The organism is Acetobacter sp. P5B1 (assembly GCF_018811985.1).
Lineage (GTDB): Bacteria > Pseudomonadota > Alphaproteobacteria > Acetobacterales > Acetobacteraceae > Acetobacter > Acetobacter cerevisiae.
This window is the reverse complement of the sequence record NZ_JACRVS010000002.1, coordinates 1-20932: the sequence shown is the minus strand read 5'-3', so window position 1 is coordinate 20932 and position 20932 is coordinate 1. Positions and strand designations below refer to the sequence as shown.

Genomic DNA, 20932 nt, shown 5'->3' with positions numbered 1-20932 from the left:
AGCCACTCATGATTAAGTTCAAACTCAATGGCCGTGACGTTTCCGTCGATGTGCCAGAAGATACCCCCCTGCTCTGGGCCCTGCGTGACGAGCTGGACCAGACAGGCACAAAATTTGGCTGTGGTGTTGGCCAGTGCGGTGCCTGCACCGTGCATGTAGGTGGCCGCGCTACCCGCTCCTGCATCACGCCGATCAGCTCTGTAGAAGGCGCTGAGATCACCACGATTGAAGGGCTGCACCCTGAGGGTGAACACCCTGTGCAGCAGGCATGGCGGGACATTCAGGTTCCGCAGTGCGGTTACTGTCAGTCCGGCCAGATTATGCAGGCTGTCAGCCTGCTGAAGGACTACCCGGACCCGACGGATGAGGAAATTGACGGCGTGATGGGCGGCAGCCTGTGCCGCTGCATGACCTATGTCCGCATCCGCAAGGCTATCAAGAAAGCCGCTGCCGCCATGCGTGAGGAGAAATCTAATGGGTAAACTGGAACGCATTGCAGCCCGGCAGGACCGTGCGGCCGGGCGTGGCCCGACCCGCCGTGGTGTGCTGCTGACAGGCCTTGGCTCGGCGTTCATGTTCGGGTTCGCGCGGGAGGCTTCTGCCGCGCAGACCTACCCGCAGAATGCCAGCCTGCCCGGCAACGGCGCGTTTGAACCGACTGTCTGGTGTTCTGTCGGCCCGGACGGCGTGGTGAACGTCAACATCATCCGTGCAGAAATGGGCCAGCATATCGGCACCGCCCTCGCCCGTATTATCGCGGATGAAATGGAAGCCGACTGGGATAAGGTCCGCATCACCTATGTGGATACAGACCCCAAATGGGGCCTGATGGTCACCGGTGGGTCATGGTCTGTGTGGATGACATGGGATGTCTTCCGTCAGGCTGGCGCCGCAGCCCGCACCGTGCTGGTGGAAGAAGGCGCCAAACTGCTCGGCACCTCCCCCGCTAACTGCGTTGCGCGCAATGGCCGCGTGATTGCCGGCAACCGCTCTGTCTCCTTTGGGGACATTGTCAGCCATGCCCGCCCCACGCGCTCCTTCAGCCCGGATGAGATGGCCAAGCTGCCGCTCAAGCCCGCAGCTGAACGCCGCCTGATTGGTAAAGAGGTCAAGGCGCTGGACATTCCGTCCAAAACCGACGGCACTGCCATTTACGGGATCGACGCCAAGCTGGAAGGCATGGTGTATGCGCGCCCCAAACTGCCGCCCACGCGCTATGGCTCGAAGGTTGTCTCGGTTGATGATAGCGAAGCCAAAAAGATCAAAGGCTATATCCGCTACATCGTTCTGAACGACCCGTCCGACACGGTGCCCGGCTGGGTTGCCGTTCTGGCCTCCAGCTATCCGGCAGCCATCCGCGCAACCGATGCGCTGAAGGTCACCTGGACGCCGGGCAAGACGGCCAATGTCTCGGAAAAAGACATTATCGAACACGGTCGCAAGCAGATTGCCGAGAAAACCGGCGGCTCCTGCGTGTTCAATGATGACGGCGTGGATGAAGCCTTCGCGTCCGCCAAGCATGTGTTTGAACGCACCTACACCTGTGCATCCGTACTGCATTATCAGCTTGAGCCCATGAACGCTCTGGCGCGCCTGCAGGACGGCAAGTGGGAAATCCATTGTGGTAACCAGTGGCAGTCTCTGTTCCTGCCGGTTATCGCCAAGGCGCTGCAGGTTAAAGAGACCGACGTTGTTATGCGCAGCTACCTGCTGGGCGGTGGCTTTGGCCGACGCCTGAACGGGGATTACGCTGTTCCTGCCGCGCTGATTTCCAAGGAACTCGGCGGCAAGCCGGTCAAGCTGATCCTGACCCGCTCTGACGATATGCAGTTTGACTCCTTCCGCTCCCCGTCCATCCAGACGGTGCGCGTGGCTATGGATGACCAGAAAGCCCTCAAAGGCTGGCAGCACCATGCTTCCGCAGGCTGGCCGACTGGCGTGATGGCTGCGGCCTTCATGGAAAAGGGTGCCGACGGCAAACCGTACGATCAGTTCGCCATTGCTGGTGCTGACCACTGGTATGACGTTGGGCCGATGCGCGTGCGTGCGCTGGATAATGATCTGGCTGACGCCACCTTCCGTCCGGGCTGGCTGCGTTCCGTGAGTTCCGGCTGGACGCCATGGGCGCATGAAGCGTTTCTGGATGAACTGGCCCACGAACTCGGGCATGACCCGGTTGAGTTCCGCCTCTCCCTGCTGACGGCCAAAGGCCGCAATGCAGGTAAGGCACCGGACTCTGTCGGTGGTGCCACCCGTCAGGCCAACGTGCTCAAGCGTCTGGTTGAAAAATGCGGTTATGGCAAAGTTCAGCTGCCGAAAGACACGGCCATTGGCATTGCCACCACCTTCGGTCAGGAACGCGCCATGCCGACCTGGACCGCAGGCGCTGTGCAGGTGCATGTGGACCGCAAAACCGGCGCTGTAACCTGCCAGAAAATCTGGCTGGTTCTGGATGCCGGCACGATTGTTGATCCCGATGGCGCTATGGCCCAGACGGAAGGTGGTGCTCTGTGGGGCCTGAGCATGGCGCTGTTTGAGAACACCGAAATCGAAAACGGCAACGTGCGGGACCGCAACCTGAACACCTACACCCCGCTCCGCATTACCGACATCCCGGAAATGGATATCGAATTTGTGGACAGCACCGAAAAGCCCATGGGCCTTGGTGAACCGGGTGTGACCACTATTGGCGCGGCTATTGCCAATGGCGTGTTCAATGCCGTAGGCGTCCGCCTGCGCCACCAGCCCATCCGCCCGGCAGATGTTCTGAAAGGCCTTTCTGAGAAAAAGTCAGCCTAACGCAGGCTTTTTCCTGAACGGATAAAACGGTTACAAAAAACCGGCGCGCTGTTTTCAGCCGCCGGTTTTTTTATGCGCAACGCTTTAAAAGACGCCTGTGAAAGACAACGATGCGCCCATAAAAAAAGCCTTCCAGACCGTTCAGGGCCTGAAGGGCTTTCTATTTATCTGGCACAATCAGCCAGAAAAAAATCCGAAAACCAGAAATCCCGTCTTAGACTTTCAAAGACGCTGCCGCAGACCGGATCGCCCGCGCCATGGCTTCCACCCCGTTACCACGGTTGGTGGAAAGCGCCTGCACCAGCCCAAGATCGCGCAGAAAGTGCGGATCTGTCGCCATGATTTCCTCACAGGTGCGGCCGGAATAAACCCGCAAGAGCAACGCGACCAGACCGCAGACAATGGCGGCGTCGGACAACCCGGCGAAGTAGAGCTTGCCGCCCTCTTCCCGTGCTTCCAGCCACACCTGGCTCTGGCAACCCGGAACCCGGTGCTCGTCATTGCACCATTCCGGCGGGAATGGCGGCAGCTTGCGGCCCATTTCAATGATGTACTGGTAGCGTTCCATCCAGTCATCAAAAACTTCGAGTTCGTCGCGGATCGCCTCAATCGCCTCAGCGGCAGTCTCTTCTTCGGGCAGTAAAAAGGGTGCGTTCATTACAGAATAAACCGGCTGAGATCGCCCTTGCGGGCCAGAGGAGCAACTTTGTCCTGAACCAGAGAGGCTTCGACGTGAATGACCTCGCCTTTCCGGTCAGACGCTGTGAAGGAGATTTCCTCCAGCAGCTTTTCCAGCACCGTGGCAAGACGCCGGGCACCAATATTTTCCACGCGCTCGTTGATATCGGCGGCCAGTTCGGCCAGCGCTTCTACTGCACCATCCGAGAAGGTCAGCGTCACATCTTCCGTGCTGAGCAGCGCGATATACTGCTTGAGCAAAGAATGCTCAGGGTCCGTCAGAATACGACGCAGATCCTCACGGGAGAGCGGCTGAAGCTCAACACGGATCGGCAGACGCCCCTGCAATTCCGGCAGCAGATCAGATGGTTTGGCCAGATGAAAGGCACCAGACGCAATAAACAGAATATGGTCCGTTTTCACCGCACCATATTTGGTGGAAACCGTCGTGCCTTCAATCAGCGGCAGCAGGTCACGCTGCACACCTTCACGCGAGACATCGCCACTGCGCCCGCCGCCATCAGCCGCACGCCCGCAGACCTTGTCGATCTCATCCAGAAAGACAATGCCATTTTCCTGCGCATGCGCCACGGCTTCCCGCGTCAGGGCTTCATTATCCAGCATCTTGTCGGCTTCTTCACGCTCCAGATACTCCCGCGCGGCTGCCACTTTCAGGCGGCGCTGCTGAGGGGCCTTGTTCACGAAATTCTTCATCATCTCGCTGAAGTTGATGACCTGACCGGGCATCATCCCCGGCATTTCACCGCCACCAGCGGGGGCTGCTTCCACAACAGCCACCTCAACCTCTTTATCTTCCAGCTGACCATCCCGCAGCATGCTGCGGAACTTGTTCTTGGTCTCAGCCGACGCACTCGCACCGACCAGCGCATCCACCAGCCGGTCTTCCGCAACCTGCGCGGCGCGGGCAGCAACGTCTTTGCGTTTGACCTCCCGCAGCATGGTGATGGACGCTTCAACCAGATCCCGCACAATGCTTTCCACATCGCGCCCCACATAGCCCACTTCCGTAAACTTGGTGGCTTCCACTTTCAGGAACGGGGCCTGCGCCAGTTTGGCCAGCCTGCGGGCAATCTCAGTTTTACCGCACCCGGTCGGGCCGATCATCAGGATATTCTTGGGCACCACTTCTTCACGCAGCGCTTCTGGCAACTGCGCGCGCCGCCAGCGGTTGCGCAACGCGATGGCAACGGCACGCTTGGCGTCAGCCTGCCCGATAATAAAGCGATCAAGCTCCGAGACAATTTCCCTCGGAGAAAATGTCGGTGCATCCATCAGGAAGAAGCCTTATCGGTTGAAGGAGAAGCTGTCAGCGTTTCAACCCGCACAGAGTGGTTGGTATAAACGCAGATGTCCCCGGCAATTTTCATGGAACGACGTACAATTTCCTCAGCGTCCAGATCCTCGACCGTCAGCAGCGCACGGGCTGCCGAGAGGGCAAAATTCCCGCCGGAGCCAATGGCGATAATGCCATCTTCCGGTTCCAGCACGTCGCCATTCCCCGTCAGCGTAAAGGAATGCTCCGCATCCGCCACAGCCATCATGGCTTCCAGCCGCCGCAGGTAGCGGTCTGTCCGCCAGTCCTTGGCCAGTTCCACACAGGCACGTTCAAGCTGATTAGGGTAGCGTTCCAGCTTGCCTTCCAGCCGCTCCAGCAGGGTGAAGGCATCCGCCGTTGCCCCGGCAAACCCGGCCAGAATGGAGCCAGAAGGCCCGATACGCCGCACCTTGCGGGCGTTGCCCTTGATGACGGTCTGACCGAGCGTCACCTGCCCGTCCCCGGCCATGGCCACAGTCGGGCCGCGCCGAACACAGAGAATGGTTGTCCCGTGCCATCCGACGGGATCATGCGAGGAGGAGGCTGTCTGAAAGCTTTGCATGGTAGAAAGAGATAAGCTTTCCTGCCGCCAGCACAAGAGGCCAGCGGGCAGGAAACCGCTCGTTATGCGGCCAGCATGGCCCTGACATCCCCCAGCAAGGCATCCCGCGTGTAGGGTTTGTGCAAAACCGTCACGCCTTCCGGCAGCAAGGCGAGGTCGGCATAGCCGGTTACAAACAGGACGGGTAGCTCTGGCCGCACCTCATGCAGGCGGCGAGCCACTTCATCCCCGTTCATGCCCGGCATCATGACGTCCATCACCACCAGTGCAATCCCCGGCTTATCGCCAATTACACTCAGCGCCTCGGCACCACTGGCGGATTCCAGCACATCATACCCGGCCCGGCGCAGGAAGCCTGCCGTAACAGCCCGAACACCCGGCTCATCATCCACCACCAGAATGGTTTCCCCGTGCTGAACCGGCGGCAAGGCCTGTGGTGTGACCTGCCCACTGCGAACAGACCGAACCGGCGTGACCGGTGCACGCTCTTCCACCATGGCAGGCAGCCAGAGCTCAATGGACGTGCCGCCACCGGGCACGCTTTCCACCCGCACTTCCCCACCGCAATGGCTGATAAAGCCGTAGATCATAGACAGGCCCAGCCCTGTGCCCTGCCCGATCCCCTTGGTGGTAAAGAACGGATCAAAAATGCGGGCCTGCATTTCTTCCGTCATGCCCACACCGCGATCCATCACCTGCACAACCACCCAGGCTTCCCCGTGGGTGGCGCTACCCGTCAGACCCAGAGGCCGGTTTGCCTGCCGGACAGAAACCGTGGTCGCCCCGCCTTCGGGCTGTGCATCCAGTGCGTTGACGCACAGATTGAACACCGCCAGTTCCAGCTGCGTGGCATCCGTCCACACCACCGGCAGCGGCGTGGCTGGGATATCAAACTGCACGGTGCTGATCCGGCTACTGGAGGAGAGTGCCGCAGCCCCCAGCACGGCCTGAATTTCATCCGGCACTTTGCCCTGCGTCATGAAACTTTGCAGGGATGCCATCAAGTTCCGCAAATCAACCTGCTGGCACACCAGATGGCGTGGCCGGCTGAAGTCCAGAAGTTTCTGCGTCAGCGCACCGCCACGACGCGCCGCTTCCAGCGCGTTATGGAACAGGCGGGAGACACCCGGCTCTTTGGGCGGCTCCAGATCCATCACCAGTTCAAGGGAGCCGAGAATAGCCGTCAGCAGGTTATTAAAATCGTGCGCAATACCGCCTGCCAGTGTGCCAATGGCCTGCATTTTTTCGGCCTGACGCAGGCGCTGCTCCATCGCCAGCAAATCGGTCACATCCCGGTCAATCAGGATGGAATAGTTTTCCAGAGCAGAGGCCCCGGCAGGCGGTGTACCGTCCGGCGCACCATCCAGCCGTACGCGCGTCAGATCATGCCAGCGCGCCTGACCATCCGGCCCGGCTAGTTGCAAAATCTGCTGGTCCCGCCCTGAAGAGTTCAGAACTCTCTCCGCCCCCCTCAGGCTATCCAGACGCGTGGCGTCCACCAGTTCTTCTTCCGTATGGCCCACGCATGCGTCCACACTGCGCCCGAACTGCTGCGCCATCTGGCTATTCAGGCGGATAAAGCGCCCGGACTGCTCTTTGAACGCCAGACCAAACGGCAGATTATCCAGCAGGCCACGCAGCAAAAGCTGTTCACATTGCAGCTCTTTTTCCAAACGATAGCGAGACGCCGCCTGCCCAACCATGGAGAGCAGCGTTTCATCATCCCACGGCTTGTACGCAAAAAAGGAAATCTGCCCCTGGTTCAGAGCGGCTTCTACTGCCGTGATATCGGCATATCCCGTTAGCAAAATGGCCCCGGCAGAGGAGAGCAGTCTGGCGCGCGCCAGAAACACGTCCCCCGTCATACCCGGCATCCGCTGGTCGGACACAATGACGGCAACATCAGGGCGTTCCTTCAGCAACGCAAGCCCGCGCTCACCCGAAGATGCCGGGAGAACCTCATACGTGTCTTCCAGCAGATCCGTCAGGGCGACCAGAATCTCCGGCTCGTCATCCACGATCAGGACAACAGACCGCTTGTCAGGTTCAAGCAGCATGAGTGCGCCTCTCCTCTTCGGCCCGATAGGGCACACGCAATGTAAAGCAGGCTCCGCCATTTTCGCGCGCATCGGTCACAACAATACTCCCGTCATGCGCCTGTACAACGCCATACGCGGTCGCCAGTCCCAGCCCAGTCCCTGAGCCTACAGGTTTTGTTGTAAAAAACGGTTCAAAAACGCGTTCCTGAAGATCCTGAGGCACACCCGGTCCTGTATCGCTAATCCTGATCACGTAATCCTGTCCGGCATGCGTGGTGGCCGGTTCCAGAGTAGAGGTGATTTCAATCCGGTCTTCCTCACCCGCAGGCAGGCCAGCTTCCTCTTGCTCACGCTGCTTTTCCATAATGGCGTCGGCGGCATTGCTGACAATATTCATGACAACCTGATTGACCAAAGCCGCCTGACAGAACAGATCCGGCGGCGCATCCAGAGCGCATATCACCCGAATATTCTGCCCAAGTTTGGGGGCCAGCAAGGTCAGCACCATGCTGATGGCATCCGGCACATCCAGACGGCTGAATTCCCCTTCTTCCAACCGGGAGAACCGCCGCAGGCTGACAACCAGATCCCGCATACGGGACAGCCCGACGAGAGACGCCGCCAGACGTTCACTGCTTTTGGCCAGCGCCTGCTCGGCCGTCAGACTATCGCCTTCGCGCACGGCGTTCAGCGCGCGGGCAATGCTGCGATTGACAGTATTTTCATGCGCCAGAACAAACGCAAGCGGGTTGTTGAACTCATGCGCAATCCCGGCCGCCAGTTCCCCCAGCGAGGCCATTTTGGCGGACTGAACCAGCTTGGCCTGCGCCTCAATCAACTTGCGGTTAGCGGCTGCCAGATCCGCATTCACCCGCCGCAGGGCATCTGCCAGCGCCATACGGGCACGCGCACTTTCAATATGCGCCTCTTCCCGCCGGGTTTCATCCTGCACCATCTTGCGGCGCACAAGGCTGCCAATCCGGGCTACCAGAAGATCGGGCGCGATATCCGCATCTACCAGATCATCCACCCCGGCGGTAAAGGCCATGCTGGCCATCTGCCCAGACAACTGGCCGCCATCCACCATCCCCAGCACACGCATGCACTGCCGGGTTCTGCGGCGCATGGCGACAACGGTGTGGGCAAAAGCCAGCCCATCAAATAACGGGCACCCCAGATCCACCACCAGACAATCCGGCTGGTCTTTCCCAACTGGCCAGTTTGTCAGGTTGAAATCGTCCGGGTCATCAATCAGCACGACGCTGGCGCCATTACGCCGCAGCAGGTCGGACAGAACAGGTGGCGTATCCCGTCCCTCACTCCGCCATGACCACAACAAACCGCCCGGCGCCGTGACAATCGCCACACAGGGCTGACGGAATGTTCCCCCGGGGCGAGAGAGCGGATCTTCCTCTTGCTCCCGCAGCAGGGTGCATATCCGAAACATCAGAAAAGCCGGTTCGGTCTGGCTGCTCAGGCAGGCATCCGCCCCCTGCTCCAGAATCAGGCGTTCCTGCTCCGGGTTCTGTGTCTCCACCAGCACCAGAACAGGAATGCCTCGCGTCACCGCGTTCAGCCGCAGGCGCTGGCACAGTTGTGCAGCGGACATATCCGGCAGCGCGGCAGGCACCACCAGCAAATCCGGCAAATGGTCCTCAAACCCTTCAAACGCCTGACGACCATTGAGCGCAGACCGCACCTGAAAGCCGCGCTGGTTCAAAAGCGCAGAAAACGCCTCACGCCGCTCAGGCTCCAGTCCCACCAGCAAAATATTATCCGAGCGGATCGTCATCTCAATTCCGCATCCCACACCTGTTGCCCCGGAGCGTCCATCACGTTTTCAGGTGTCCTGCTTTCTTCTGCTGCCGTCTTCTACATCATGCCCCTGCCTCACGACCACAGGTGCTACGCGTTCATGAGCGTGAATTCATCTAACCCGATCCCGGCACCCCCGTCTGTTCGCGAATGCGTTACCTGAGCAAGAAAAGCTAACACCCACATGATTGTTATAACAAAGTCCTATAGCAGCAAAGCCACAGCATCCGCCTTTTGCGGCAAGCGTGTGTGTGCTTGGGCGGCACTTGTGTATAATCCCGCCCAATCTGTGCGTGCCTGATGGTTTCTGACCGCCGCCGCACCCTGTTTTTACTGGCTGAGGACACACCAGACCTATGGACCACACCCCCAACCGCGCTGATGCTCAGCGGCCCCTTTCCTTTTTATCCAACGCGCAGACTTCTACGCCGCTGGGGCTCAAGCTGGCCCGTGCCGGCCTGTGGTCCATCTGCTATTTTGTTTTCTATTTTATCCAGCAACTCGCAGAGCTGTTTGCCCCGCTACTGCTGATTGCCGGCGTGGCGTGGAAAGCTCTGCCTGTGCTGATTGGCGCCGTCTCCCACGTCAGCGCCTCAGCTGACCCGCAGGCGCGGGACGCCATTGCCAACGTGGCCTCTGCCATTCCGGAACAGCTCACCCTGGCCGGCCATACGCTGACAGCCAGCGGCATGATCTGGGACGGCATTCTGCTGATGGGTCTGGCCGCTGCCGGAGCTACACTGGCCACGCTGGCCGGGCGCAATATGTAAAAGGTAACTCAGCCCGGTTGATGCAGCCGGGCTGCCGCGGGCCAGACCTGCACAATATCCTGCCACCAGAAACTGACTGACAGGACCACAAGCACAGCCACCACACCGCTGGCCATCCACGCCCACCGCCAGAACCTGTCCGTCAGCATCAGTTCTCGTAAAGCGGGCATTCTTACCTCTTCCTGATTGATCTGCCGGCAGGCTTCAAAGCTCGAATCGAAGGGCTACTCTGGTAGCGTGTTTGCGAGCCAGCCGCGGGAGCCGTCTTTATACACAACAGACGGAACGCCACGCCAGACCGGAGGCCCCGGCCTGCTATTTTAGCTTCCCCTACGGCTTCTGATCGACAGCACCACCTTCCCTCCGTTACACTTATTTCTATGCGTAACCCCCGTCCTTTTTGCCTGCTGCCGAGTGGCAGAAGCGTGCTTTCACCATGATTCGTCTCACCAATGTCTCATGGCGCAGGGAGCGCAAGGCCAGCACACCCGTGCTCTCCAACCTGTCTTTTGAAGTGCCTCAGGGTGGCTTCCGCTGGCTGCTTGGTCCCTCTGGCGCGGGCAAGACCAGCCTGCTCAGCCTGCTGCATGTAGAAAGCCTGCCCTCCGATGGTACGCTGTGCCTGCTGGACAAGGACGTGACAGCCCACACGCACCGCTCCGTTCTGGTCCGCCTGCGGCAGAGAATCGGTATGGTGCATCAGGATTTCCGTCTGATGCCAGACCTCTCCGTGGCCGATAACGTGGCGCTGCCCATGCGCCTGCAACACAGGCCGGAAGATGAAATTACGGATGAAGTTCAGTCTATCCTGAAATGGGTGGGCTTAGGCGACCGGCTCGGCGTCCGCGCCTCCCGCCTGTCTGGCGGTGAGCAGCAGAGAACAGCCATTGCCCGCGCCATTGTGCATCGCCCCGGCCTGATTTTGGCGGATGAACCCACCAACGCGCTGGAAGAACCGCAGGCCCACAAACTGCTGGATATGTTCAGTGAGCTAAGCAGCATGGGCACCACCGTAATTGTCGCCACCCATAATGAGGCACTGGTCCGCCGCCTGCCCCGACCGGCCTTAGTGCTGGAACGCGGTCGCCTTGTGCAGGACGGAGCCTGAGCCGTGGCCCTTCCCTTTTCTGGCCGTAAAGACGGCCTCTCCCTCTCCGAAGCGCTGCCGGACAGAAGCCTGTTTATTCTGGTCGCCATGATGAGCTTTCTGGCCGCCCTGACGCTGACGGGTGCCACCGGTGCCCGCACCCTCTCCACCCGCTGGGCAGGTGGTGCCGCGCAACTGCTGACCATTCAGGTTTCCGAACCCGACCAGCCCCTTGCCGCAACCAGCAAAGCCGACAAGACGGCCCAGCCAACCCGCGCCGATGCCGTGCTGGCGGACCTCGCGACCCTGCCCACAGGCACGCAGGTCCATCGGCTGACGCAGGACGAACTGGCCAGACTACTCACCCCCTGGCTGGGAGACGCTGGCAAAACGGCCCTTCCCCTGCCTGCCGTTATTGAAGTGCGTCTGGCCGAGGGGCAGGAAGCCCCCGCCAATTTGGAGCAGACGCTGGACGCGCACGTGCCCGGCACGGTGGTGGAACATAATGCGGAATGGAGCACGCGCCTGCGGGCTCTGGCCCAAAGCCTGCTGGCCTGCGCCGCTCTGGCGCTTGCGACTGTTGGCGGCATTGCCACCATGATCACCGCTTTGGCTACAAAAGCGGGCCTGTCCACGCGCCGCGATATTATTGAAATCCTGCACGGTCTGGGCGCGACAGACAGCTACATTGCTGGCCGCTTTGCGTGGCGCACAGGCGGGCTGGCGCTTGGCGGTGGCCTGCTCGGCACTCTGCTGGCCATGGCCCCGCTGCTCCTGCTGTTCAGAATGGCCGCGCCGTTTGCGGCCTCCACGCTGCAAGCCGCCAGCACCACCATGCCGGACTGGCGCACTCTGCCGGACCTGCTGCCCGGTGATATGCTGGTCGGGCTCGCCGCCCTGCCGTTTGTTGCGGCCTTTATTGGCTGGGTGACGACACAGTTTATGGTCCGCGTCTGGCTCCGACGGCTCCCATGAGACACGAGGCCGATCGTCCTCATCGCCCCTCACGCCTGTCTCGCTTCATCTTCTGGTGGGTTAAAATGGGGTTGCTGGCCAGTCTGGCGCTCTGCGGAGCGTTTGGCTGGTTTGTGTATGATGCGCTGAAGCCTGCACCGGATAACATGCCGCACACCGATGGCATTGTGGCCCTAACAGGCGGGCAAGGCCGCGTGGATACCTCCCTGCGCCTGCTTATGCAAAACCGAGGCGACAAACTACTGATTTCCGGAGTGGACCCGCAAGCCACCCAGCAGGATCTGCTTCCGCCCCACCTGCCCGAAAGCCTCAAGGACCGCGTAACCCTCGGCTATCTGGCCCGCTCCACTATTGAAAATGCGAGTGAGACAGCCGCATGGGTGGTGGACAACCATGTCCACACCCTCACCGTCGTCACCGCAGGCTACCACATGCGCCGCGCTCTGGTGGAACTCCGCCGTACCCTGCCGGGCGTCACCCTCTACCCCTACCCGGTTATCCCACCAGCACTCGAACACCCCTTTGAACGCTCAACCCTGCAACTCCTCCTACGAGAATTCTCAAAATGGCTCGGCGCACTAGCCGGTTTTGCGCATAATCCGTCGCGTGTTGCGGGGTGACTGTGGAGAATTAAGGGAATGTCTGATTAGGCGGGGTATGCGGAATGTCAGCTTTTCGCTCACCTTATTTACAAAGTAGACAATTTCTTATTAATCGAAACATTTTCTATCTTTTGGGATTATTATTATCATGAGAAGCATAGAAAAACAGCATTATTAGTGAAATTATGAGTATGGGATCAATTGAATAAGTCCAGTTCACCGGATAAATTTAGTGACCATTTGTAGATATCTTTATCTCGCCGTGAGGAAAAATTAATAACTGATTTTTCCACGCCCAAATCATAGATGGAATGTCTTTGAAATCCATCCCATGGCACCAATATTTTCCAGATGAAAACCATACAAAATAGGAAATCTGAGATAATAATTTTGTCACTGACGTAATCAGAATTGTAATAATAATTCCGATGGATATCGTAGCCTTTTTTCCAAAATCGTCAGAAATATATTTTTCGGCAAGCTTATTCCACGTGGCATAAACTAGAGTTGTCGATAAAAAAGCGAAGATAGAAAAATTTATAAGAAACTTCCAAGCTACCATGTTGTGCAGCATGTGTATGGTTTGTCCTAATCCAAACTCCCAACACATGTGAAGAAATGGAAATAAAAAGGATAATAAAAAAACCATAGAAAGGTTTTTTAATTTCCTAAAGCCAATAAGGCTTTCGTGGAAAAAAGAAAATATTTTCGGAATAATTTTCATGATACCTCACCATCGCAAGTGTTTTTATAAAAAACTAATACCGTTTAGAGATCCTTCAAGATAGAGCTATATTGATCATGCTTCCAGGAATGTCCGCTTTTCGGTTCACCTCGCGACGCGCTGTATGTCCGGCATGAGGGCGAAAGCAGACCAATCATTTTCGCCCAATTTTGAAAATTCCCTCACACCCCCCTCAACACCCCCGCATGATGCCGAACATGATCCGCGGCAAAACTCTGCACAAACCAGTAGGAATGGTCATAACCGGCATGTTGGCGAAGACGAAGAGACTGGCCGGCCTTGCGGGCGGCCTCTTCCAGTAGCTCCGGTTTCAGTTCGCGTTCCAGAAACTGATCGGCCTCGCCCTGGTCAATCAGAATATCCGCCGGGTGGCGGTAGCCATCTTCCAGCAGGCAGACAGTATCTTCCCGCCGCCATGTCTGCCGGTCTGGCCCCAGGTAGCCGGTAAAGGCTTTCTCGCCCCACGGTACGGCTGCCGGATGCACAATAGGGGCAAAGGCGGAAATGGATTTCCAGAACTCCGGCGCCCGCAGGCCATGCACCAGCGCCCCGTGCCCACCCATGGAATGCCCCATAATGCCGCGGCGTGTGCCGTCCAGCGGGAAGAGCTGTTCTGTTAAGGCAGGCAGTTCCTGCGCAATGTAGCTGCCCATGCGGTAATGGCGGCTCCACGGTTCCTGTGTCGCGTCCAGATAGAACCCGGCTCCGGTGCCAAAATCCCAGCCTTCCTCCTCACCCGGCACTTGTGCCCCGCGCGGCGAGGTATCCGTCGCCACCAGCGCAATCCCCAGTCGGGCGGCTTCGGCCAGCGCATGGGCCTTGATAAAGAAGGTTTCCTCCGTGCAGGTCAGCCCCGCCAGCACATGCACCACCGGCACAGGCCGCGCCGCCGTGGCACCGGGCGGCACAAACACGGCAAAGCGGGCTTCCAGCCCCAGCACGTCGGACTGATGGCTATAAAAGCCAACACGCCCCCCGTGGCACAGGTGCTCCGATCTGGTTTTCAGCATGCTGGTGGTCGTCATCAGCCCGACACTCCTTACTTTCCCCAAGCCACAGCGCAAATGCTCTGCCGCCCTGACGCAATACGGCCACGATAATCCGCTTTTTAACGGACGGGCCAGAGCTGTTCTCTCCTCCGGGGTCACAAGAAAATCATGACGATTTTTTTAAAAAGCCCTCCCCMCCCCCGCCACACACGCGCCAGACCATGCTATTGTCCCGCTCTGTGCGATACAGCATTGCATCCAGGGAAACCCTTTGGGGGCTAAGCTGTTAAGCAACATTGCTTTTTATGGTCCGGCCCCGGTGCCTGACATCAGAGAAAATGGAGATTTAATGGATGATCGTTGACCAGCGGATCGGCCTGCGCATCATCACGAAAGAAATTTTTGGTGTTATCCTGCTTATGGCGGCGTGGGATTTCATCGTGGTTATCCTGTTCCAGGTATTCCATCAGGAATGGATGGAGCAGCCAAGTCTGCCCACTTCGCTCATTGGCTCAGCGCTGGCCCTGTTCATGGGCTTTCGCAGTAACAGTGCCTATGCCCGCTGGTGGGAGGCCCGCACCCTGTGGGGGGCCATTACCAATAACAGCCGCTCCTTCGGCCGACAGGTCGGCACGCTGCTTAAAGACCGGCCAGACCTGATGATGGGTATGGCCGCCTACCCGCACGCCCTGCGTGGCGCGCTGGGCAATGTGGACGTCTCTGCCGACGTCAACCGCCTGCTCCCGCCGGAAATGGCGCGGGCCATTGCAGGCTGGCGCAACCAGCCTAACGCCATTCTCTATCAGCTCGGGCTGGGCGTGAGTGATGAAGTCGCCAAAAAAGGCATTGATGGCGCAGTGCATGGCCAGATTGACCGCATCCTCTCAGACCTCGCCAATGCACAGGGCGGGCTTGAGCGTATTCGCAACACGCCATTGCCCATGCAGTTTTCCGCCCTGCCCCGTGCGCTGGTGAACGTCTTCTGCATCCTTCTGCCCCTGTCCATGGTGCAGACGCTGGAATGGATTACGCCGCTTGGCTCATCTCTGGTGGGTATTCTGTTTCTGGTGCTCGATAAAAGTGCGAATGACCTGCAGGAGCCGTTTGCCAGCACGCCGCACGCCCTCCCCATGGCCGCCATGGCCCGCACGATTGAAATTGATGTGGTCCAGCCCACAGGCCTGCCCCTGCCGCCCCCCATTACCGCAGTAAACGGCATTCAGCCCTGATCTGCGGCTCCATCTGCCATACGGGCCTGTCTGCCGTTTTGGAAGACAGGCCACCGAAATTGTGGTATAAGGTTTGGTTATGAGCACATTCAGAACAACTCCGAAAGGCGGCGTGACAGACGCAATGGCACGCACTGCCGCCGCAACAACCGCAGCGCAGGCCAAAACCAAAATTAAAGATGACGACCCCTTCCAGGAAGGTGACGCCATTGTCTATGCCGCCCATGGCGTGGGCCGTGTAGACCGCATCGGTGTTGACGAGATTGCCGGGACCAAGCTGGAAGTGATTCAGATCTCCTTCCCCGGCAACCAGATGACCCTGCGCATCCCGCTGACAAAAGCCCGTAAGGCTGGCCTTCGCAAAATCGTCTCGCGCGAGATTGTGGACAAAGCCATGGCGATCATCAAGGGCAAACCGCATGTCAGCAAAGGCATGTGGGCCCGCCGCGCTGTTGCGTATCAGGAAAAGATCAACTCTGGTGATCTGGTTCAGATTGCCGAAGTCCTGCGTGACCTGCGCCGCAATGTGGACAGTCTGGACGGCAGCTTTAGTGAACGGAAGCTGTTTGAAGCCGCTCAGGAACGCTTTGTGGCGGAAGTCGCCGTTCTTGAGAAAAAAGACCCCACGGAAGTTCTGGACTCCCTCACGGCTGTGATGAAAGCAGCCTGAGCTTCTCGCTCCAGATCTGACGCAAAAACCCGGTCCGGCCCAGTGCCTGACCGGGTTTTTTGATGGCGGGTGCGCTTCCTCTTTTCAGCACTGCATGAGCGCAGTAGGCTGGCGACCATGACGCGCAAAGCCTCCTCCCCCGCACATTCTGCGGTTCCTGATCCTGCCATTCTGCGCCGGGCGCTGAGTGAGATCAAAGCCGGGCACTTTGAAAGCACTCTGAAGGCCCTCAGTCCCTACGCCAGCAGTGGGGAGAATTCCGTTGATATATTACGCGCCTTCTGTCTGGCAGGAACCCATAAGCCGGAACAGGCTGCGGAACTTCTGTGTCGCGTTGCGCAGAAAAGCCCCACCACCGTTCACCCCGTGCAGGACCTGAGCGACATCATGGCCGAGCTGGACCGCAGGCCGGATGCCGTTGCGACCTGCCGCGCCGCGCTGAAGGTCACCCCGCAGGATGCCCGTATTTATGACGTGCTGGGCGGCGTGCTGACCCAGATGGGCCTGTTTGACGAGGCCGTTGAAACCCTGCGCCACTCCATCGCCCTCCGCCCCAATGCCACCTATTCCTACAACATGCTGGCCATGGCGCTGACGGAGCGCGGAGATATGGCCGAGGCGCTGAGCGTGCTGGAAGGTGTGCTGGCTGAAAACCCGGACCATGCCGGCACTCTCTCCAACATCGGCTGCATTCTGGCCGGTGAAGGCCGGTTTGAGGAGGCCCTGAACGCCTACCGTCGCGCCATTACCCTCCGCCCCACCGATGCCCAGATCCGCCTGAACCACTCCATCACTCTGCTCAAGGCCGGACGCTATGCGCAGGGCTGGGCAGAGCATGAATGGCGGCTGAAGCTGCCGGGCCACAGCAGCCTGCCGCAGGACCGCCTGCTCCCCTCCCTCGGCCCGGACACAGATCTGACCGGCCAGCGCGTTCTGGTTACGCAGGAAGAAGGGCTGGGCGATACACTGATGTATCTGCGCTATGTGGAACCGCTGGCGCGCCGGGGGGCGCATGTTCACCTCTGGGTGCCTGATACGCTGGAAGCTCTCTGCCGCCGTCTTGAAGGCGTTGGCACCGTGCAGGTTGGGGGCGAGGTGCCGCCGTATGACTGGCATTGCCCCTTTATCAGCCTGCCCCGCGTTTTTTCGGCCACGCCGGATGCTATGGGCGCGCCCGTCCCGTATCTGAAAGCTGACCCGGACAAGGTGAAAGAATTTGCTGAACTCCTGCCAGACAATCACAAGCTGAATGTCGGCGTCATCTGGGGCGGTGCGCCACGGCCTAATCTGATTGGCCCGCACATGGTGGACCGCAGACGTTCGATGAGCCTGAAAACACTGGAACCGCTCAGCGCTATTCCGGGCATCAATCTCATCAGCCTGCAAAAAGGCCCGTATGCGGACCAGATGCTGGACCCGCCACGCAACATGACGCTGTATGACCCCACGGATGACCTGCATACCATGGACGATACAGCCTCGCTCATGATGTCACTGGATGTGATTGTGTCCGTCGATACCTCGTCCGTCCATCTGGCCGGGGGGCTGGGCAAGCCGGTCATCATGATGGATCGGTATGACAATTGCTGGCGCTGGCTGCATGGGCAGGACACCAGCCCGTGGTACCCAACCATGCACATCATCCGCCAGACTACGCCCCGCAGGTGGGATGATGTGGTGAAAAAAGTCGCTGCACGCCTGCGCGTGATGGCCGCCTATCGCGCCTGAAACAGCAGACTACGCCTGAAACAAAAATGGGGCACCGGGAAATTCTCCCCGGTGCCCCGTTTGCTTTTTCAAGCCGCGTTCAGATCAGCCTGAAACAGCGCTTTTGGTGGTGGCCGGAACCAGCAGTTTTGCACCGCCACCATTATCCAGCACTTCAAACACACCCAGCGCACGGCGCGTGCGGCCATCCGGCAGCAGTGTGAACGGACCATCCACCCCGGCAAACCCTTCCGAACGGGTCAGCACATCAGCCGGGTAACCATTGGGGGCCACGCGCGCCACGGTGGTGGCAACTTTCGCGGCATCATAGGACAGATCCGCCAGCGGACGCGGCATGTGGTGGTTGCGCGCCATAAAGCGGCTGGCAAAGCTCTGGCGGGATGACGGATCCGGCGCCGCATACCATGCGCCTTTCAGAGCACCCAGCTTGGTTGCAAACGCAGCCCACAGACCCGGCCCCATAATCCGCACATTCGCGGAGGACACCTGACTATCTGCCAGCGCACCAATCACGTTTTTCAGGCCGAGGCCCGTATCACCCAGCAGCAGCGCATCAAACGGCGGCGGCGCAAGTTTGGGCACTGCCGGGGTTTGCGCTGCGCCATCAGCCGAAGCGGTGGCGGATGTATCAGACCCACCTTTGAGCGCGGCAGCCAGATCAGACGGCAGCGCCTTGTCTGCCGTGTCCGTGCTGCCCGTAGCCGGTGCCGCAGGCGTGCTTGCAGGAGCCGCAGCATTGCCATCCGGCTGCGCTTCTGCGCGGCGCGTATCGTAGGAGGACAGCTCCCGCATCATCTGCGTAATGCTGGCCTGAGAGCCGGTATGATAAACAATGGTGGGGGACATCAGGCCCTGATCCCGGCAGGACGCCAGAAGACCATTCCCCAGCGCATGGCCCAGCGGGTTATCCGGCAGGAAGGCTGCAAAACGATGCCGCCCTTCCTGACGCGCCGTGGCGACCAGACGTTCCACCTGATCCTCCGGCGTAATGCCCATTACCCACACACCATTCCGGGCCTGACCAACATCGCTGGTAAAGGCCAGAACCGGCATGCTAGCAGACTGCGCGGCAGCGGTGTCCACTGCCGTCAACGGGCCGAGGATAATACCATCGCCAGCCTCCGCTGCCGCCGTGGCCGCAGCGGAGGCGCCCCCGACAGCTGCTGTGTCATGCACATCCATTTGCAGGGCAGAGGCCTGCCCCTGTGTTGTGGACGTTCCGTTTTCTGCAAGAGCAAGCTGCGCACCCGCCAGAAGCTCATGCCCGAGGGCGGCATTCGGCCCGGTCAACGGCAGCAGAACGCCAATCTTGTGGCTGGTCGCGGCCTTTGGGGCCTGCGGGCCAGTGGCTGCACCGGGGCCGGACTGGTCCGCACATCCCGCCATTGCAAGCCCAACTGTACCCAAAACAACCATTCCGGCCTTGCGTCCTGCGCCATTTCCAGCCAGACCTCGCGTGGATGCCTTTGACAGGAAAGAATATGTGCGCGTCATCATCCAGATCGTCCTCCGCAAACAACCGGCCTGATGAAGCTTATGACCGGACTTCCACACTCCATAGCGAAGGAAAGGCCTCTCGTCATGCCTTCTCTTCCTCCGGTAGTGCGGCAGGCCTCACGCTGGTTGCGACTCCCATAGGAAATCTGGGAGATTTCAGCCTGCGTGGCGCGGAAGCTCTGGCCGAAGCCGACCTGATTTTGTGTGAAGATACCCGCATGACAGCCCGCCTGCTGTCTGACCGGAATATTACGACCCGCACGGAAGCCCTGCACGAGCATAATGAACGCCAGCGTGTTCCGGCGCTAATCGAGCGGATGCAGAACGGCACCCGCATGGCGCTGGTGTCCGACGCCGGCATGCCGCTGATGTCCGACCCCGGCTTCCGGCTGGTGCGGGCGGTGATTGAGGCCGATCTCCCGCTAACCGTCATCCCCGGCCCTAATGCGGCCCTGACGGCGCTGGTATTATCCGGCCTGCCGCCGCACCCCTTCATGTTCATCGGCTTCCCGCCTCCGCGCTCTGCCGCCCGTAAGGAAGCCTTCGCCAAACTGCGCGCAGCTGAACGGGCGGGCCTGAGCGCCACCCTGATCTGGCATGAAGCCCCGCACCGTCTGGCGGATACGCTGGCTGACATGACCGAAGTTTTTGGGGAAGACCGCCCGTGCGCCGTGGGACGGGAACTCACCAAACGCTTTGAGGAAGTCAAACGCGGCCCCGTGGGCACCCTCGCCGCATTCTATGCGGAAACCGCACCGCGCGGGGAAATCACCCTGCTTCTCGGCCCGACAGAAGCGGAAGAAAGCAGCGCGGATGATCTGGATACGACCCTGCGCACCCTGCTGAGCACGCATTCCGTCAAAGACGCCGCTGCTCTAGCCGCCACCGCCATCGGCCTGCCCCGCCGCACGGTTTACGCCCGTGCGCTGGAACTGGCTGCGGAAAAAAGAGAAAAATAGAATTTCAAACGCCTTACGGAAAAATACTCGTAAGGCGTTTGATATAAATTACCGATTTTATTTTATATTTTCCATTTTTTTACGAATTTCATTTTGCATTTTATCGATTGATGCTTTGGATGGCTTAAGCAAATTCTCAACATGTATTTTTTGCCCTAAAAATTCGCCATTCATATTATTTTTTACCTCAGATGTTTTAGCAAATGGAGGGATCGAAGAACCGTTGGTTGATGCGCCTGGCTCGTGATTTCAGGGTTTTGGCGATTTGATTGACGGTTTTTGGGGTAGCTTTTGATCTGCGTTTTGAGCAGATCGGGGACTGCCCTCCCGCTGGATGACTACGCGCTCGCGTTCAACCTTTCGAGGAAGAGGAAGCGGCGCATGTTGTAGACGATATTGGCCAGCCCGATCCTCATGGTGGCCCGGGTGATACCGACAGTTCGGATGAACAA

At 59.3% G+C, this 20932-nt stretch carries 19 protein-coding genes and 1 pseudogene; 10 read left to right on the top strand and 10 right to left on the bottom strand.

Annotated features, from left to right (window positions below; genetic code table 11):
- Positions 1 to 8 precede the first annotated feature (8 nt).
- Together KP703_RS01460 and KP703_RS01455 are read left to right on the top strand one after the other, a co-directional pair.
- Positions 9 to 482 (top strand): (2Fe-2S)-binding protein, encoded by a 474-nt coding sequence (locus tag KP703_RS01460; protein ID WP_062142092.1) that lies wholly within the window; start codon positions 9 to 11, stop codon positions 480 to 482.
- Complete coding sequence (locus KP703_RS01455) at positions 475 to 2799, top strand: molybdopterin cofactor-binding domain-containing protein (protein WP_215753587.1); 2325 nt, start codon at positions 475 to 477, stop codon at positions 2797 to 2799. Before KP703_RS01460 ends, KP703_RS01455 begins: the two co-directional genes overlap by 8 nt.
- Positions 2800 to 3013: 214 nt before the next feature.
- On the opposite strand, the gene KP703_RS01450 is transcribed toward KP703_RS01455, so the two are convergent.
- The 5 genes from KP703_RS01450 to KP703_RS01430 form a co-directional block, all read right to left on the bottom strand.
- Positions 3014 to 3457: a SufE family protein gene (locus tag KP703_RS01450; protein ID WP_061492144.1), complete on the bottom strand. Its 444-nt coding sequence runs from the start codon at positions 3455 to 3457 to the stop codon at positions 3014 to 3016.
- Positions 3457 to 4770, bottom strand: coding sequence for an ATP-dependent protease ATPase subunit HslU (gene hslU, locus KP703_RS01445; protein ID WP_215753586.1), 1314 nt, complete (start codon positions 4768 to 4770; stop codon positions 3457 to 3459). Before hslU ends, KP703_RS01450 begins: the two co-directional genes overlap by 1 nt.
- Positions 4770 to 5375 carry an ATP-dependent protease subunit HslV gene (gene hslV, locus KP703_RS01440; RefSeq protein ID WP_043552367.1) on the bottom strand — a complete coding sequence of 202 codons (606 nt, stop codon included), beginning with the start codon at positions 5373 to 5375 and terminating at the stop codon, positions 4770 to 4772. Before hslV ends, hslU begins: the two co-directional genes overlap by 1 nt.
- Before the next feature lie 62 nt (positions 5376 to 5437).
- Positions 5438 to 7432, bottom strand: a complete 1995-nt coding sequence (locus KP703_RS01435) for a response regulator (protein ID WP_215753585.1) — start codon at positions 7430 to 7432, stop codon at positions 5438 to 5440.
- Positions 7422 to 9206 carry an ATP-binding protein gene (locus tag KP703_RS01430; RefSeq protein ID WP_062142087.1) on the bottom strand — a complete coding sequence of 595 codons (1785 nt, stop codon included), beginning with the start codon at positions 9204 to 9206 and terminating at the stop codon, positions 7422 to 7424. Before KP703_RS01430 ends, KP703_RS01435 begins: the two co-directional genes overlap by 11 nt.
- 379 nt (positions 9207 to 9585) lie before the next feature.
- On the opposite strand from KP703_RS01430, the gene KP703_RS01425 reads away from it, so the two are divergent.
- The gene (locus KP703_RS01425) at positions 9586 to 9999 is read left to right on the top strand and encodes a hypothetical protein (RefSeq protein ID WP_062272626.1); all 414 of its coding nucleotides are present in this window, start codon (positions 9586 to 9588) and stop codon (positions 9997 to 9999) included.
- 8 nt (positions 10000 to 10007) lie between these two features.
- On the opposite strand, the gene KP703_RS01420 is transcribed toward KP703_RS01425, so the two are convergent.
- Positions 10008 to 10169: a hypothetical protein gene (locus KP703_RS01420; RefSeq protein ID WP_156102590.1), complete on the bottom strand. Its 162-nt coding sequence runs from the start codon at positions 10167 to 10169 to the stop codon at positions 10008 to 10010.
- Between the two features lie 266 nt (positions 10170 to 10435).
- Here KP703_RS01420 and KP703_RS01415 point away from each other — a divergent pair, with 266 nt between their 5' ends.
- The 3 genes from KP703_RS01415 to KP703_RS01405 all read left to right on the top strand — a co-directional run bounded on the left by KP703_RS01415 (position 10436) and on the right by KP703_RS01405 (position 12681).
- Positions 10436 to 11107 (top strand): cell division ATP-binding protein FtsE, encoded by a 672-nt coding sequence (locus KP703_RS01415; RefSeq protein WP_062272624.1) that lies wholly within the window; start codon positions 10436 to 10438, stop codon positions 11105 to 11107.
- Positions 11108 to 11110: 3 nt separating this feature from the next.
- Positions 11111 to 12061, top strand: coding sequence for a cell division protein FtsX (locus tag KP703_RS01410; protein WP_215753584.1), 951 nt, complete (start codon positions 11111 to 11113; stop codon positions 12059 to 12061).
- Between the two features lie 65 nt (positions 12062 to 12126).
- Positions 12127 to 12681, top strand: a complete 555-nt coding sequence (locus KP703_RS01405) for a YdcF family protein (RefSeq protein WP_252353762.1) — start codon at positions 12127 to 12129, stop codon at positions 12679 to 12681.
- A 211-nt stretch (positions 12682 to 12892) separates the two neighbouring features.
- Here the strand turns inward: KP703_RS01405 and KP703_RS01400 are convergent, their stop codons facing one another.
- A complete protein-coding gene (locus KP703_RS01400; protein ID WP_215753582.1) occupies positions 12893 to 13387 on the bottom strand; it encodes a hypothetical protein in 495 nt (164 codons plus the stop codon).
- A gap of 182 nt (positions 13388 to 13569) precedes the next feature.
- Positions 13570 to 14436 (bottom strand): S-formylglutathione hydrolase, encoded by an 867-nt coding sequence (gene fghA, locus KP703_RS01395; RefSeq protein ID WP_373687419.1) that lies wholly within the window; start codon positions 14434 to 14436, stop codon positions 13570 to 13572.
- A gap of 314 nt (positions 14437 to 14750) precedes the next feature.
- Between fghA and KP703_RS01390 the strand changes: the two genes are divergently transcribed.
- The 3 genes from KP703_RS01390 (at position 14751) to KP703_RS01380 (ending at position 18024) form a co-directional block, all read left to right on the top strand.
- The gene (locus KP703_RS01390) at positions 14751 to 15626 is read left to right on the top strand and encodes a bestrophin family protein (RefSeq protein ID WP_062251013.1); all 876 of its coding nucleotides are present in this window, start codon (positions 14751 to 14753) and stop codon (positions 15624 to 15626) included.
- Positions 15627 to 15705: 79 nt separating this feature from the next.
- The gene (locus KP703_RS01385; RefSeq protein WP_043552352.1) at positions 15706 to 16296 is read left to right on the top strand and encodes a CarD family transcriptional regulator; all 591 of its coding nucleotides are present in this window, start codon (positions 15706 to 15708) and stop codon (positions 16294 to 16296) included.
- Between the two features lie 117 nt (positions 16297 to 16413).
- Positions 16414 to 18024 (top strand): tetratricopeptide repeat protein, encoded by a 1611-nt coding sequence (locus tag KP703_RS01380; RefSeq protein ID WP_215753580.1) that lies wholly within the window; start codon positions 16414 to 16416, stop codon positions 18022 to 18024.
- 84 nt (positions 18025 to 18108) lie between these two features.
- Here KP703_RS01380 and KP703_RS01375 read toward each other — a convergent pair whose 3' ends face one another.
- Positions 18109 to 19518: a penicillin-binding protein activator gene (locus KP703_RS01375; protein WP_215753733.1), complete on the bottom strand. Its 1410-nt coding sequence runs from the start codon at positions 19516 to 19518 to the stop codon at positions 18109 to 18111.
- On the opposite strand from KP703_RS01375, the gene rsmI reads away from it, so the two are divergent.
- Positions 19506 to 20480 carry a 16S rRNA (cytidine(1402)-2'-O)-methyltransferase gene (gene rsmI / locus KP703_RS01370; protein ID WP_215753579.1) on the top strand — a complete coding sequence of 325 codons (975 nt, stop codon included), beginning with the start codon at positions 19506 to 19508 and terminating at the stop codon, positions 20478 to 20480. The genes KP703_RS01375 and rsmI overlap by 13 nt on opposite strands.
- Before the next feature lie 338 nt (positions 20481 to 20818).
- Here rsmI and KP703_RS01365 read toward each other — a convergent pair.
- Positions 20819 to 20932: pseudogene (locus tag KP703_RS01365) on the bottom strand (IS5/IS1182 family transposase); the annotation flags it as partial.

Excerpts from the sequence above, each read along its gene's own strand:
- KP703_RS01425 (WP_062272626.1), top strand. The coding sequence starts at position 9,586 with ATGGACCACACCCCCAACCGCGCTGATGCTCAGCGGCCCCTTTCCTTT.
- KP703_RS01450 (WP_061492144.1), bottom strand. The coding sequence starts at position 3,457 with ATGAACGCACCCTTTTTACTGCCCGAAGAAGAGACTGCCGCTGAGGCG.
- KP703_RS01460 (WP_062142092.1), top strand. The coding sequence starts at position 9 with ATGATTAAGTTCAAACTCAATGGCCGTGACGTTTCCGTCGATGTGCCA.
- hslU (WP_215753586.1), bottom strand. The coding sequence starts at position 4,770 with ATGGATGCACCGACATTTTCTCCGAGGGAAATTGTCTCGGAGCTTGAT.
- KP703_RS01375 (WP_215753733.1), bottom strand. The coding sequence starts at position 19,518 with ATGACGCGCACATATTCTTTCCTGTCAAAGGCATCCACGCGAGGTCTG.
- KP703_RS01420 (WP_156102590.1), bottom strand. The coding sequence starts at position 10,169 with ATGCCCGCTTTACGAGAACTGATGCTGACGGACAGGTTCTGGCGGTGG.
- KP703_RS01405 (WP_252353762.1), top strand. The coding sequence starts at position 12,127 with ATGGGGTTGCTGGCCAGTCTGGCGCTCTGCGGAGCGTTTGGCTGGTTT.
- rsmI (WP_215753579.1), top strand. The coding sequence starts at position 19,506 with ATGTGCGCGTCATCATCCAGATCGTCCTCCGCAAACAACCGGCCTGAT.
- KP703_RS01455 (WP_215753587.1), top strand. The coding sequence starts at position 475 with ATGGGTAAACTGGAACGCATTGCAGCCCGGCAGGACCGTGCGGCCGGG.
- hslV (WP_043552367.1), bottom strand. The coding sequence starts at position 5,375 with ATGCAAAGCTTTCAGACAGCCTCCTCCTCGCATGATCCCGTCGGATGG.
- KP703_RS01400 (WP_215753582.1), bottom strand. The coding sequence starts at position 13,387 with ATGAAAATTATTCCGAAAATATTTTCTTTTTTCCACGAAAGCCTTATT.
- KP703_RS01430 (WP_062142087.1), bottom strand. The coding sequence starts at position 9,206 with ATGACGATCCGCTCGGATAATATTTTGCTGGTGGGACTGGAGCCTGAG.
- KP703_RS01435 (WP_215753585.1), bottom strand. The coding sequence starts at position 7,432 with ATGCTGCTTGAACCTGACAAGCGGTCTGTTGTCCTGATCGTGGATGAC.
- KP703_RS01385 (WP_043552352.1), top strand. The coding sequence starts at position 15,706 with ATGAGCACATTCAGAACAACTCCGAAAGGCGGCGTGACAGACGCAATG.
- KP703_RS01380 (WP_215753580.1), top strand. The coding sequence starts at position 16,414 with ATGACGCGCAAAGCCTCCTCCCCCGCACATTCTGCGGTTCCTGATCCT.
- KP703_RS01390 (WP_062251013.1), top strand. The coding sequence starts at position 14,751 with ATGATCGTTGACCAGCGGATCGGCCTGCGCATCATCACGAAAGAAATT.
- KP703_RS01415 (WP_062272624.1), top strand. The coding sequence starts at position 10,436 with ATGATTCGTCTCACCAATGTCTCATGGCGCAGGGAGCGCAAGGCCAGC.